Source organism: Deltaproteobacteria bacterium, assembly GCA_009929795.1.
Taxonomy (GTDB): domain Bacteria; phylum Desulfobacterota; class Desulfovibrionia; order Desulfovibrionales; family Desulfomicrobiaceae; genus RZZR01.
The window spans coordinates 1-13495 of sequence record RZZR01000068.1; the positions used below are offsets into that span (position 1 = coordinate 1).

General features: G+C 59.4%; 12 protein-coding genes and 1 riboswitch. Of the genes, 11 read left to right on the plus strand and 1 reads right to left on the minus strand.

Features of this window, described 5'->3' with window-relative positions:
- From EOM25_08680 to EOM25_08715, 8 genes are all read left to right on the plus strand, one after another.
- Positions 1-340 (plus strand): sodium/sulfate symporter (locus EOM25_08680; GenBank protein ID NCC25258.1); only part of this gene is annotated, 340 nt, incomplete at its 5' end.
- 110 nt (positions 341-450) lie between these two features.
- Complete coding sequence (locus tag EOM25_08685) at positions 451-702, plus strand: hypothetical protein (protein NCC25259.1); 252 nt, start codon at positions 451-453, stop codon at positions 700-702.
- 150 nt (positions 703-852) lie between these two features.
- Entirely contained in the window at positions 853-2205 is a 1353-nt protein-coding gene (locus EOM25_08690) for an ABC transporter substrate-binding protein (protein NCC25260.1), read from the plus strand.
- On the plus strand, positions 2202-4994 hold the full coding sequence (locus EOM25_08695) for a PAS domain S-box protein (protein NCC25261.1): 2793 nt from the start codon (positions 2202-2204) through the stop codon (positions 4992-4994). Before EOM25_08690 ends, EOM25_08695 begins: the two co-directional genes overlap by 4 nt.
- Complete coding sequence (locus EOM25_08700) at positions 4991-5884, plus strand: MBL fold metallo-hydrolase (GenBank protein ID NCC25262.1); 894 nt, start codon at positions 4991-4993, stop codon at positions 5882-5884. The genes EOM25_08695 and EOM25_08700 overlap by 4 nt, the downstream gene beginning before the upstream one ends.
- Positions 5885-5892: 8 nt before the next feature.
- A riboswitch (cobalamin riboswitch) is annotated at positions 5893-6075 on the plus strand.
- Positions 6076-6167: 92 nt separating this feature from the next.
- Positions 6168-6794: an anaerobic ribonucleoside-triphosphate reductase activating protein gene (locus tag EOM25_08705; protein ID NCC25263.1), complete on the plus strand. Its 627-nt coding sequence runs from the start codon at positions 6168-6170 to the stop codon at positions 6792-6794.
- A 63-nt stretch (positions 6795-6857) separates the two neighbouring features.
- Entirely contained in the window at positions 6858-8957 is a 2100-nt protein-coding gene (locus tag EOM25_08710; protein NCC25264.1) for a ribonucleoside triphosphate reductase, read from the plus strand.
- Positions 8954-9322: a hypothetical protein gene (locus tag EOM25_08715; protein ID NCC25265.1), complete on the plus strand. Its 369-nt coding sequence runs from the start codon at positions 8954-8956 to the stop codon at positions 9320-9322. Before EOM25_08710 ends, EOM25_08715 begins: the two co-directional genes overlap by 4 nt.
- 63 nt (positions 9323-9385) lie before the next feature.
- Here the strand turns inward: EOM25_08715 and EOM25_08720 are convergent, their stop codons facing one another.
- Positions 9386-9796: a glycine zipper 2TM domain-containing protein gene (locus EOM25_08720; protein ID NCC25266.1), complete on the minus strand. Its 411-nt coding sequence runs from the start codon at positions 9794-9796 to the stop codon at positions 9386-9388.
- Between the two features lie 158 nt (positions 9797-9954).
- Between EOM25_08720 and EOM25_08725 the strand changes: the two genes are divergently transcribed.
- From EOM25_08725 to EOM25_08735, 3 genes are all read left to right on the plus strand, one after another.
- Positions 9955-10950, plus strand: a complete 996-nt coding sequence (locus EOM25_08725; protein ID NCC25267.1) for an NAD(P)-dependent glycerol-3-phosphate dehydrogenase — start codon at positions 9955-9957, stop codon at positions 10948-10950.
- A gap of 272 nt (positions 10951-11222) precedes the next feature.
- Positions 11223-12353 (plus strand): glutamate synthase, encoded by a 1131-nt coding sequence (locus tag EOM25_08730; GenBank protein NCC25268.1) that lies wholly within the window; start codon positions 11223-11225, stop codon positions 12351-12353.
- Positions 12317-13495: 4Fe-4S dicluster domain-containing protein (locus EOM25_08735; protein NCC25269.1), on the plus strand; the 1179-nt coding region annotated here is incomplete at its 3' end. The genes EOM25_08730 and EOM25_08735, both read left to right, overlap by 37 nt.

Genomic DNA, 13495 nt, shown 5'->3' on the forward strand with positions numbered 1-13495 from the left:
CCAACCCACCTTTGTGGTCTACTACGGGTTCGGCTTCTTCGGGTCGTTTCTTTCGAGTCTGATGAGCAACTCCGCGGCCGTGGCCCTGATGCTGCCCATCACCTTACCTATGGCCGAGATGATGCAGATGTCGCCCGAGTCCGTAGCCATGCTCGCCCCCATGACCACGTCCTTCATCATGCTGGTCATCGGCTGCCCCCCGACCATCATCGCCTACAGCGCCGGCTACTTCAGTCAGATGCAGTTCATGAAGATTGCGATCCCCTGGTGTCTGGCCCTGCTGCTGATCTGTACCTTGAGCGTCATGGTCTACTGGCCCCTGATCGGCTTCGTGAAGTGACGGCTTCTTCAGCCCCTCATTTCCGGGCCGGGCGAAAAACGTCCGGCCCGGAATTCCTCAATCCGTAATTTTTTCTCCCTGCATCCGCCTTCCTGAGAGAACACCCAACCATGAGCCAACATTCCACCCCTCCCGCCGAACAAAAAACGCCCGAAACCCATAACGGGCAACGCATGGACCGGAACGGCTTTCGATTTCACGAAGCCGACCCTTCGATCAAACCCCTCTGGAACCTTCCTCGGGGCAAGAACACCTGGGAACCAAAAATCATGAAAAAATGGTGGTTCTGGCCTGCCTGCGCTGCCTTTCTGGTCATCCTGTACCACGTCTATCCCCGACTTTGGGACTATTTCGCCCGCTAAATCGTCCGGTCCCAACACGCTCCTCGAAACGGCTTTGGTACGGACAAAGCCTCTTCAAAGTCGCCAGTCATGGCTGCGGTGATTCTTGCCATTTTCCATTCCCTGGCCTAGTGCTTGGCGGTGTCCCTTTTCCCATAGCAGGACAAGCCCATGCGCACGATTCAAGCCTCGGATTCCAATTCGCCTCGAACCAAATACGACCATGCCCCGCGAAAGACTCCATGGCTGCCACCGATCCTTTTACTCCTTGTTCAGGTCCTGTTCCTCCTGGCTCCGGCCCAAGGGTCAGCCCAAGGGCAGGATCATGCCCTTCCCAATCAACCATCGAAACCCGTTCAAGAAGAAATCAAGCTGGGCATGACCGCGGGGTTTTCCGGCCCCATCAGGGAAATCAGTGTCGATCTTTACCACGGGGCCATGGCCTGCTTCCAAAGGATCAACAGACAGGGCGGCGTCCATGGGCGGAACATATCCCTCGTGGTCCTCGATGACGCCTACACTCCGGGCCCGGCCATGGCCAACGTCGTCCATCTAGTGGAAGAAGACCGGGTCCTCTGCCTATTCAATTGTGTAGGCTCTCCAACTCTTACTAGAGTCCTGCCTCTGCTGACCCATTACTCCCAGGAACATGTGCTGCTCCTCTTTCCCTTCTCCGGGGCCGAACCCCTCTATGCCTCGATCCACTCAGGATCCATCTATCTTTTCAGGCCCTCCTACGACCGGGAACTGCGCGACGTGATCGACCGTCTGCTCCAGGCCGGACGGACCCGCATCTCCGTTCTTTACCAGGCGGACGCCTTCGGTCGATCCGGCTGGCAAAGCGTCAAAACCGCCCTGAAGGAACGAGGGCTGGCCATGGTCTCCGACGGGGCCTATGCCAGGGGAGCCACCTTCGAGTCGTCCTTCCTGTCCCAGGTCGAAACCGTTCTGGCCGGAAAACCGGACGCAGTTGTCAACGTAGCCACGGCCGGGTCCGCTTCGGGTTTCATCCGGGACCTCAGAAGGTCCGGATCATGTCTTCCGGTCGTCAGCATCTCCTCGGTCAACGCCCAGGAACAGTACAGGATCCTCTCAACCCTGTCGGCCCGTGACGATCGGGATTATCTGGTCGGCCTCGTCAACTCCCAAACCGTGCCCTTCTTCAACGACCCGGATCTGGCTGCGGCCATCGAGTACAGGGCGGCCATGGCCGAGGAAACAGTGGGACCGCCTCCGTTTCTGGCCACCCAGGACTACACGCCCCACGATATGAGCCCGACAGGGTTCGAGGGATTTCTGGCTGCCAAGCTCATGGCGACCATTCTCGAAAAACTCGGGCCGGAAGTATCCCGTGCAACCTTGACCTCTCGCATCGCCGACCTCGGTCCTCTGGACATCGGCCTCGCCCGTCCTGTGCATTTCACGACTATGAACCGCATCGCCCTGCACGATATTCACTACATCGCCTTTGACGCCGATGGCCTAATCCCCATCGATGACTGGAACCTCGGGCACTGCCCATGAAAATGTCCCGGCTCTTCCGCAAAACCCTGGCCATCACCCTGGTCCTCTTCGCCCTCGTTGGTGGATTGACCTCCCTGTTTGCCGCCTGGGTCCTCCACTCCAACCTGCTCAAAGAATTTGAATCAAAGGCCCTGGCCGTAGGAGGCAGCATATCCCGATCCTCGCCCGAGGCCTTCCTGAGCCGGGACGCAGCCATCCTCCAGTCCGTCATCGACCACTACCTTGAAATCGGCGGCGTGGCCTACGCCGCAGTCAGCTACGAGGATGGAGAGGTCGTCGCCCACACCTTCATCCCGTCCATCCCTCCGGAGTTCCTCGATCATCTGGCCGCTCCGGTTCCGGACCGGACCCGCCATCACATCAGCAGACTCAACCTCGCCGGGCGGACCTACCTGGACATCTCATCCCCCATATTGATGGGCAAGGCCGGGTTCGTTCATATCGGCATGGACATGGGCGTCATCAACGACATCATCTGGGACGCGATCCTGAAAATCCAAGGCATCACCCTTCTGGTCCTCCTCCTGACCGTGGTCTTGTCCTACTTTCTGGTCAACCGGATATCCCGCCCCCTCTCGGCCCTTTCGGCCTATGCCGAACAACTGGCCTCCCAGAACTTCGACACCACCCTGGATATTCCGGCCGACGACGAGATCGGGGAACTGGCCGCCACCATGCAGGGCATGGCCCGACGACTCGACGCCCTCGTGAACGGGCTGGAAGACCGAATCCGGGGGGCCACCACCGAGCTTCGGGAAACCCTGACCTATCTGTCCATCATCCTCGAAAGCATGGCCGACGGCCTGCTCATTGTCGACGAGCATGGGGAAATATCGCAATTCAACCAGGCTTTGCAGGACATGCTCGGCCTCGACGGCGATCGGATCGCGTCCATGACCGTCCATGACCTCTTCGGGCCCAAGGCCCGGGCCATGTTCGTAGACTCTGCCGACCAGGCCATCACCCGCCACCAGGTCTCCGTGAATTCACCTTCAGGCAGGACCATCCACCTGGACGTGTCCATCTCGAGGGTGGCCCTCAAGTGCGGAATGAACCAAATCGCCCTGGTCAAGGACATCACGTCCATGGTCATCCAGGAACGGGCACTGCGCATCATCAGAAACGAACTCGAAGAGCGGGTCCGGGACCGGACCCGAGAACTCTCGGAGAGCAACGAAAAACTGACCGAGGAAATCGCCGTCCGCAGGCAATTCGAGACGGACCTGGCCGCGGAGAAGGAGTTGTTCGCCGTGACGCTTCGCAGTATCGGCGACGCGGTGGTGACCACGGACATCGAGAATAAGATCACGTTCATGAACAAGGCGGCCGAAATCCTGGTCGGCTGGCCCCTCCAAGAGGCCCTCGGCCGAGCCTTTTCCAAGGTTCTGACCATTGAGACCGCAGACCGGACCGGGACCGGACTCCTCGATCCAATCCGGGACATGGAAAAGGGGTTCCACCTGAACCAGGAACGCCAGTTCATCCTCACCAGCCGGGACGGCCTGAACATGGACGTCGGGCTCAAGCTGACGCCCATCTACGATCGCAACGGCACGGCCATCGGATCGGTCACGGTCATGAGAGACCTCGAACAACGAAAAAAGGACGAGGAGAACCGCCTGCGAACCGAAAAACTCTCCTCCATCGGCCTTTTGGCCGGGGGAATAGCCCACGACTTCAACAACATTTTAACGGCCATCCTGAACAACATCATTCTCGTCCGGGCCAGGCTTGAACCGGAATCAACCCTCATCAAACAGCTTCGTCAGGCCGAAAAGGCCGTCATCAGGGCCCAGCGTCTGACCCAGCAATTATTGACCTTCTCCAAGGGCGGGGCACCGGTGCGAGAACACACAGACATCAGAGACCTCATCCGCGATTCGGCCACCTTCGCCCTCCGTGGCTCGAAAATCAGCTACGAGTTTCTCTTCCCCCGGGAAGCCTGGACAGCCGACGTGGATCCGGGCCAAATCTCCCAGGTTATCGAAAACATCGTCATTAACGCCGCCCAGGCCATGTCGGACGGTGGCCGCATTGAGATCCAGGTCACCAACTTCGTCAAGGACGCTTCCTTCGACCTGTCCGTGGCCGACGGAAACTATGTTCGGATCCGAATCACCGATCAGGGTCCTGGAATCGCACCCGAAAATCTCAAACGCATCTTCGACCCCTACTTTTCGACCAAAAGGGACGGTTCCGGCCTCGGTCTGGCCACGGTCTACTCCATCGTCACCCGCCATGGAGGAAGCGTCGAGGCCCACTCACGACCAGGCTGGGGCTCGACCTTCATCATCTATCTGCCAGCCGTACCCGAGGCTGAACCCGAACCACCCGCCACGATGAAGGATGAAAACGAATGCCTTCAGACCACCCGAGGCCGCGGGCGCATTTTGATCATGGATGACGAGGAGGCAATCGTCGAAGTCGTCCTGGAGGCCCTGGACATGCTCGGCCACGAGGCCCAATCTGCCGCCACCGGAGATGAGGCCCTGGAGAAGTACCGCCAGGCCTTGGACGAGGGTCGCCCCTTCGACGTGGTCATCATGGACCTGACCATCCCAGGGGGCATGGGCGGACAGGAGGCCGTGTCCCATCTCTTGAAAATGGATCCCGGCGCCAGAGCCATTGTCTCCAGCGGATATTCCCAGAGCTCGATCATGGCCGAGTACAGGGACTACGGGTTTTGTGGGGTTCTGGGAAAACCCTTCAGCGTCCAGGACCTTTCGGCCAAGCTCGACGAGGTTCTGGGCTCAAAGCCGAAGGCTTCGTCTCCGGAGGAAATCTCATGAAGTTGACTGTCCTGGTGGACAACGCCACCCTCACTGACCGCTACTTTCTGGCCGAGCCAGGGCTTTGCTTCCACCTGGTTCTCGACGACGGTCGGGGGATCCTCCTCGATGCAGGCTACTCGGACGTTTTTCTCCGCAATGCGGCCAAGATGGGCATCGACCTCCGCCAGGTTTCCACGGTGGTCCTCTCCCACGGCCATTTGGACCACACCTGGGGCCTGAGCCACCTGGCCGCCCTTCTAATCGAAAATCTCCACGAGGGATTGGTCTGCAAGCCGCCCAGGGTCCTTTGCCACCCAATAGCTCTGGACGACCGCCGACTTCCCGGCCTGCCTCAGATCGGCGCCCTTCTTTCGCCGGGCAAGATGGCCACCGTCTTTGAACTGGATCTTTCGACCGAACCGCAATGGCTGGACGAAAATCTCCTCTATCTCGGGGAAATCGAGCGCAGGCTGGACTTCGAGGCGACTTCGACCCTCGGGCTTCGCTCAAGCCCGGACGGCGAGGCCCCCGACGATCTCCTCGACGACACAGCTCTGGCCTACCGCTCCGACCAGGGACTTGTTATCCTGACAGGGTGCTCACACGCCGGTATCTGCAACATCGTCGAACAGGCCAGGCGTCTGACAGGGGAGTCGCGGGTCCGAGATATTGTCGGCGGACTTCACCTTCTGGATGCATCCCGGGAACGGCTCGAGGCCACGGCAAACTATCTGAACGGGCTGCATCTCCAGGCCATCCACCCCTGCCATTGCACCGATCTGGCGTCCAAAATCTTTCTGGCCCGGACTCTGCCGGTCAAGGAGGTCGGCGTTGGCCTCGCCCTGCAATGGGCCCCGGCCTGGTCCGGCAGGGAAATTTTCCTTGCCCCTCTGGCTGGTCGGGTGTAGAGACTTTTTTCATCACGACACCTTCAGGTGCCTGCAGGAGGCTGAAAAGGGAATCCGGTGCAAGTCCGGAACGGTCCCGCCGCTGTGAGCCCAAATTCGTGTCCGGCACCAAGCCACTGTCCCTGATCAAGGATGGGAAGGCGGCCCGGACCGGGCGAGTCAGAAGACCTGCCTGAAGCGTTCCCGCGGTCATTTCGGCACGAGGATGCCGAGACGGCTCGAAACGGAACCGTATCGTTCAACTCTCCGGAACACGGTCTCGGGCCCTGTTCCGGCAATGGTCATGATCCAACGATCTTCCTCACCATGGAACAGGCTGCGGGGTGTGGAGCCATGCAGCCTGTGCGACTGGCCCGGCCGGGTGTCGGCGGTCCTCTTCTTCGGCGGCTGCAACCTGCGCTGTCCGGACTGTCACAACCGTCAACTGGCCTGGAACCCCGAGGTCTGCTCCGGACCGGATCCCCAACAGGTCCGGCACGATCTTGAAAGCCGCGCGGGCTGGCTGGACGGCATAGTCGTCAGCGGGGGGGAACCGACCCTGGTGCCCGGCATCGACACGATTCTGGCCTGGATCAAATCCCTGGGCCTTCCCGCCCGTCTGGACACCAACGGATTCGCCCCGGAAATCGTGGCTGAACTAAACGGGCTTGGCCTGGTCGAGGAGTTCGCCGTGGACGTCAAAGGGCCATGGGAACGCTACCCGGAACTGACCGGAGGAAGGGCCTCGGCCCTGGAAGCCAGGCGGTGCCTGGAAAAGGTCTTCGGTCTGGCCGAATCCCACCCCGGCCGATTCCGGTTTCGCTGCACCCGGGTGCCCGGATTGACCGAGGATGACATCGATACGGTCCGCTCGCTTCTTCCTTCGGGTCACGACCTGGCCGTCCAGAATTTCGTGTCCCGAGTGAACTGAGCCGCGATCCGCCCATCGCCATCAGGCGGGATCGATCCCGCCGGCACTTTCAAGGAGAATGCCATGCCCGAACAGATTCTCAAACGCGACGGTCGACTGGAAACATGGTCTCGAGAGCGCATCGCCCTGGCCATCCTCAAATGTCTCCAGGCCAGCGGCATCAAGGATCTGCTCCTGGCCCGGCGACTTGCCGGCAAGGTCGAGGCCAAGCTTGAGGACATGGTTGTTCCGGAGCAGGAGCAGGTCCAGGACATGGTCGAGGTCGTGCTCATGGAGTCACGGCTCTTCACCGCGGCCAAGAAATACATCATCTACCGGGAAAAACGCCGCGAGATCCGCTGCCAGAACCAGGCATTCCTGGATATCACCCAGACCATCGACAGCTACATGAACAAGTCCGATTGGCGGGTCCGCGAAAACGCCAACATGGGCCATTCATTCCAGGGCCTCATGCTTCATCTCTCCGGATCGGTCCAGGCCAGATACTCCCTGGAGAAATATCCCGAGGAGATCCGTCAGGCCCATATTCACGCCTATTTTCATATCCACGACCTGTCCTTCGGGCTGGCCGGCTACTGCGCCGGATGGAGCCTCAGGGATCTGCTCATGGAGGGATTCAACCTTGAAGGGCGCTGCTCATCCGGGCCCCCCAAGCACTTCGACTCGGCCCTGGGCCAGATGGTCAATTTCCTGGGCACTCTCCAGAACGAATGGGCCGGGGCCCAGGCCTTCAACAATGTCGACACGTACCTAGCCCCATTCGTCAGGGCCGACGGCCTCTCCTACGACGAGGTCCGCCAGGCCATGCAAAAATTTGTCTTCAACCTGAACACCACTTCCCGCTGGGGAGGCCAGTCGCCCTTCACCAACCTGACCTTTGACCTGGCGCCGCCCTCCCATCTGGCAGGCGAGGCCATCATGCTCGGCGGCCGTCTTCAGGATCAGACCTACGGCGATTTCGGGGTTGAAATGGAGATGATCAACCGGGCCTTCCTGGAAGTCATGACCGAAGGAGATTGGCACGGCCGCATCTTCTCTTTTCCCATACCCACCTACAACGTCACCACGGACTTTCCCTGGAAGAGTGATGTCGGCAGGCTCCTTCTCGAACTGACGGCCAAGTACGGGGCTCCCTACTTCCAGAACTTCATCAACTCGGACCTGAAACCCGAGGATGTCCGATCCATGTGCTGTCGCCTCCAGATGGATCTGCGGGAGCTAAAAAAAAGAACCGGTGGGTTGTTCGGGGCCGGAGACCTGACCGGATCCATTGGCGTGGTCACCCTGAATCTTCCCAAACTGGCCTATCTGGCCCAGGACGAGGGGGACTTTCTGGACCTTGTCGCCGACTACGCCATCCTGGCCAAGGACGCCCTGGAATTTAAGCGAAAGATGATCACCGACAACATGGACAAGGGCCTGTTTCCATTTTCGAAACGCTATCTCAAAAATGGATTCAAGGGTCATTTCAGCACCATCGGAATCCTCGGCGGCCACGAGGCCTGTCTCAACCTGCTGGGCAAAGGCATCCAGTCCGAACCTGGCATCCGCCTCATGCGCAAGGTCCTCGAACACCTCCGGAACCTGACCTCGTCCTTTCAAGAGGAAACCGGGAATCTTTACAATCTTGAAGCCACACCGGCCGAGGGCACCTGCTACAGACTGGCCAAAATCGACAAAGGCCTCTACAGCGAGATCAAGGCCTCGGGCAACGGCGTTCCCTACTACACGAACTCGACCCTGCTGCCGGTCAACGCCACCCGGGACGTCTTCGAGGCCCTGGATCACCAGAATAAGCTCCAGCCTCTCTATACCGGAGGCACGGTCTTCCATTGTCTCCTGGGCGAATCCGCGCCAGACTTGGATGCCCTGCAGCGCTTCATCGTCAAGGCCATGACCATGACCAAGATCCCCTACATCTCCATCACTCCGACCTTCTCGGTCTGCAAGGAACACGGGTATCTGCGAGGAGAGGTTCCGACCTGCCCCCAATGCGGCCAGGACACGGAGGTCTACACCAGGGTAGTGGGCTACTACCGCCCGGTCCACATGTGGAACGCCGGCAAACAGGCCGAATACGCCGAACGGGTGCCCTATGTCGGCCTTGAAACACAAGAACCCATTGAAGCGACGGCCTTGGGCTGTCCGGGAGGATTATCGTGACCGAAACCCCGCCCCTCATGCGCACTCCATGGTGCGACTCGTTTCTCGGAAAAAAGGTGGATATGAACTTGGCAGGGCAAAGAGGATGGCAGGCCCCGGTTCTTTCCCGGAATTTTCCGCTGTCGCTGAAAGCCAAAAACGGCTCAAGCATCCTGATCAAAAAATTCGAACCGTCCTTTCAATGTGGCAGCCACGCCATCTATTTCTGGATCATCATGGGCCTGGAGGAACACGGCAGGATAGAATCCTTAGAGTATCTTCCCGTCCAATCCTTCGAAAACGGCAACGTGACCCACAAGCACATGGAACTCTTCCCCACCGACGAGGAACTCTTCGGCGAGGAAATTGATCGCGTCTTGTGTTGAGACAAGAGCCTGTCCGCCTTCGAAAACAGGTTTGAAAACCTGTCTCCAGGGCAGATCATGCATCTATGGCCGTACCCTGGCCGAACCGTCCGAGGCTCTCAAGACCCGAACCTTGTCCCCGACAAAATACTCGGCATCGGCCTCCTGGACAATGGCCAAAATCTCGCCGTCGTCGAGTTCCACGGTAATTTCCAATCCATTCTTCTTGGTGATGGCCTCTTCACCAGCGCTGCCGACCACGGCCCCGCCCACGGCCCCGCCTACGGCCGCCAGGGTCGAACCGTGCCCCTGACCGATCATGCTCCCCAGGATGCCGCCGACGATGGCCCCTCCGAGCATCCCGATGCCGGACTGGGTGCCCTCAATCTGGACATGGGAGACCTTGAGGACCGTTCCATAGAAAACCTTGTTCACCTGCCGGGCCTGATTCCGGCTGTATACCTCGCCGGAACGGCTCGATGCGCAGCCGGCCATGAACAGACCGCCGATCAAGGCAATCACTAGACATTTGCGAGCCTGAAACACCACAATACCCTCCTCCGCCGACTCGGCGGATGAAAATTGACTGTTTGGACAAGGTGCTGTCTAATCGACCCATTGTCAGAATCGATTATAGCCGAGGAGCATACACCATGCAAATAACCGTTCTGGGGGGAGGAAGTTGGGGCACAGCCCTGGCCCGTCTTCTGGCCTTAAAGGGCCTCAAGGTCCACCTCTGGGTCCGAGAACCCGAATTGGCCGAACTGATTCGAGCCAGGAGGGAAAATCCCTGGTTTCTTCCGGGCGTTGACCTGCCTCCCGAACTGAGCGTCGATTCCAACCTCGAGCGTTCCATCGCCTTTTCCTCCGGCATCTTCCTCTTGGTCGTTCCCTGCCAGTTCATCCGCTCCGTGCTGTCCTCCGCCAGGGAGTTTTTCCCTTCCGACCCGATCTTTCTCTGCGCCAGCAAAGGCATCGAACTGGGCTCCCTCAAACCGATGTCCGTAGTCGTGGCCGAGGCCATGGCCCCAAAGCCCTGCAGATACGCCATCCTATCAGGCCCTTCCTTTGCCCGGGATGTGAGCGAAGGCAAGCCGACGGCTGTCTCGCTGGGCTGTGAAAATCTGGCTCTGGCCGAAGAACTCCAGCGCATGATGTCCACGGAGACCTTCCGGGTCTACACGAACCCAGATTTTCGGGGCGTGGAACTGGGAGGGGCGATCAAGAACGTCATGGCTATCGCCGCCGGCATCTCCGACGGGCTGGACTTTGGAACCAGCGCCAGGGCGGCTCTCGTCACGCGTGGGCTGGCCGAGATGTCCCGTCTGGGTTCAGCCATGGGCGCTGACGGCCGAACCTTCATGGGTCTCTCCGGCATCGGCGATCTTGTTCTGACCTGTACCGGAGATCTGAGCCGGAATCGACAGGTCGGCCTTCGCATCGGGGCAGGCGAGTCTCTGGAGGCCGTTCTTGCCAGCATGAACATGGTCGCCGAAGGTGTCAAGACCACCCAGGCCGTTTACGAACTGGCCGGTCGCCTCGGCCTGGATATGCCCATAACCGCCCAGGTCCAGGCCATGCTCTACGACGGCAAGGCTCCCAGCATAGCCGTGCGGGAGCTCATGTCTAGGTCTCTCAAGGAGGAATGACCCAGGCCGGCCTTGCTTACAAATTCGTCAGAATATCTCTCCTGATTCAACAATTTTGTTGATGTTTTTTTCGTCTCCGACAGTAGGTCCATCCCGCTTCAATGGCGGCATGCATTCTCAATCAGTGATGTTAACCATGGTCTGCCCGGATTTTCTTCCCGAAAGACCACCTCAAGCCAGCCTGTTTTCTTCCGGTACAATCAATGCAAAGCCAAGTTCCCCCAAGCGCGGGGGGAGCATCACCCCAGAAAAACCCCAGGGAGGGTTCGAGAATGTGCCGTTTGTTCGCCATGACCAGCCGGGAGCCCATCTCCCCCATGCGGGCCATCCAAGCCTTGGACGTCATGAAGGAAGGCCATGACGGCTCCGGAGTCGGCCTGTTTCTGAGTGGCCTTGGCGGGAGGTTCGAAGAGATCAAGGACTGCCCCATCCTTTCGGGAATCTTCACCGAAAAGGGTCTGAAGCAGCTGGACCTCTTCATGATGGACCAGGGCTTCATGACCAAGTACAAAATCTCCATCAAGCCCCGCGAAACTCCTCCTTCCGGAACTCCCAAAAGATACATCTACTTGGTCCGAGCCTACGAGATGCCTTCGGAATGGGACACCCTCTCTCAGGCTCAAAAGGAAATCCGGCTCCTGCGTATCCGCCTCACCCTCCGCCAGATGGGCGAAAAAAACGGTGAGATGACCGTGTACAGCTTCTGGCCGGATACGATCATGGTCAAGGAAGTCGGAGATCCCATGGCCGTTGGCGAATACCTCCAGCTCGACCGGCAGGATTTCTATGCCCGGGTTGTTTTGGCCCAGGGGCGCCAGAACACGAACTACGCCATCAATCTCTATGCCTGCCACCCGTTTTTCATTCAGGGATTGAGCACCATGACCAACGGGGAGAACACAGCCTTCATCCCCATTCGTGAGTACCTTTCCACTCAAAACATTCCGGGATACATCGGCTATCAGAGCGACTCCGAGGTCTTCACCCACATTCTGCACTTCACCATCCGCCGTCTTGGTCTGGATATTGACGCCTACAAGCACATCATCACCCCCTTGAGCGACGATGAGCTTGCCGGTCATCAGAACCGGGACTTTCTGCTCCGCCTTAAACAGCTCTGCCGGAAATTGATCATCGACGGCCCAAATTGCGTCATCGGCTGTCTGCCCGATACCTCCCTGTTCATGGCCCAGGACCGAAAAAAACTCAGGCCCGGCGTCGTCGGGGGCAAGCCCGGAATCTGGGCCTTTTCATCGGAATTCTGCGGCCTTGACGCCGCCATCCCCGACCGTGACCCGGCCAATGACTACCAACCCATGCACCTCGAGACGGCCATCGTGCCTCCAGACCGCCAGGAGATCGTCATATGCTCCCAAAAAGACCCATTACGCCGTCCACACTAGGTCCCAAAGACCTGCCCTGGCTCATCGACTGGAAGCGGGATAAATGCGCCCTGTGCGGCCGTTGCACTTCGGTCTGTCCGGTGAACGCCCTGGAACTCGGCGTCTTCCGTCAACGCAGGATCGACGTCAGCCCTAGTCTCGTGGACGGGGTCAAGACCGGGAGTTCGGTGTATTTCGGAATACGCCAGAAAACCTCCCCGGCTGGGGCCTGCATCGGGTGCGGTATGTGCTCCCTGGTCTGTCCCAACGACGCCATCCGGGTGGCTCACAATGATGAGCCCGACAAGCTCCGTTTCCACAACAATCCCGGCGGCAACCCCCGCACACGTGGCGGCCGAAACAATAATCCCCAGACCATCCTCGACCGCATCAAGTTCATCCGCATTTCCATGCTCACGGACCCGGCCCTGGACGCCGGTCGCCACGAATTCAACGTCCGAACCCTCTTGGGACGGGTTCTGCCGGCTGAAAAAGGCCTCCAGGCCCTTGAGAACAACGACTGGGTCCCCCCGGTCCGGGAAATTTATCCCCTCATGATCGGCGGCATGTCCTTCGGGGCCCTCTCCCCGACCATGTGGGAAGGATTGCAAATGGGCGTGGCCTATCTGAACGAGGAGATGGGCATGCCCGTGCGCATGTGCACCGGCGAAGGCGGATGCCCCCCTCGGTTGCTCAGATCCAGATTTCTTCAATACGTCATCCTTCAGATTGCCAGCGGCTATTTTGGCTGGGACGAAATCATCCGGGCCATTCCCGAGATGAAGGCCGATCCTTGCGCCGTGGAGATCAAATATGGCCAGGGAGCCAAGCCCGGTGATGGGGGCCTTCTCATGTGGCACAAGGTCAATCGGCTCATCGCCGCCATCCGTGGCGTCCCGACCGGGGTCAGCCTGCCCAGTCCGCCGACCCACCAGACCAAGTACTCCATTGAAGAAGCTGTGGCCAAAATGATCCAGTCCATGTCCATGGCCTGGTCGTTCCGGGTGCCAGTATACCCAAAAATTTCAGCCACATCCACGGCCATGGCCGTTCTGAACAATCTGACACGCAACCCCTACGCCGGAGCCCTGGCCATTGACGGCGAGGACGGTGGGACCGGCGCGGCCTACAACGTTTCCATGAACCACACCGGCCATCCCATC

What these genes read in the sequence shown, in the direction of transcription:
- EOM25_08730 (NCC25268.1), top strand. Translation starts at nt 11,223, where the DNA reads ATGTGCCGTTTGTTCGCCATGACCAGCCGGGAGCCCATCTCCCCCATG.
- EOM25_08710 (NCC25264.1), top strand. Translation starts at nt 6,858, where the DNA reads ATGCCCGAACAGATTCTCAAACGCGACGGTCGACTGGAAACATGGTCT.
- EOM25_08700 (NCC25262.1), top strand. Translation starts at nt 4,991, where the DNA reads ATGAAGTTGACTGTCCTGGTGGACAACGCCACCCTCACTGACCGCTAC.
- EOM25_08720 (NCC25266.1), bottom strand. Translation starts at nt 9,796, where the DNA reads ATGGCCGGCTGCGCATCGAGCCGTTCCGGCGAGGTATACAGCCGGAAT.
- EOM25_08705 (NCC25263.1), top strand. Translation starts at nt 6,168, where the DNA reads ATGATCCAACGATCTTCCTCACCATGGAACAGGCTGCGGGGTGTGGAG.
- EOM25_08695 (NCC25261.1), top strand. Translation starts at nt 2,202, where the DNA reads ATGAAAATGTCCCGGCTCTTCCGCAAAACCCTGGCCATCACCCTGGTC.
- EOM25_08685 (NCC25259.1), top strand. Translation starts at nt 451, where the DNA reads ATGAGCCAACATTCCACCCCTCCCGCCGAACAAAAAACGCCCGAAACC.
- EOM25_08725 (NCC25267.1), top strand. Translation starts at nt 9,955, where the DNA reads ATGCAAATAACCGTTCTGGGGGGAGGAAGTTGGGGCACAGCCCTGGCC.
- EOM25_08690 (NCC25260.1), top strand. Translation starts at nt 853, where the DNA reads ATGCGCACGATTCAAGCCTCGGATTCCAATTCGCCTCGAACCAAATAC.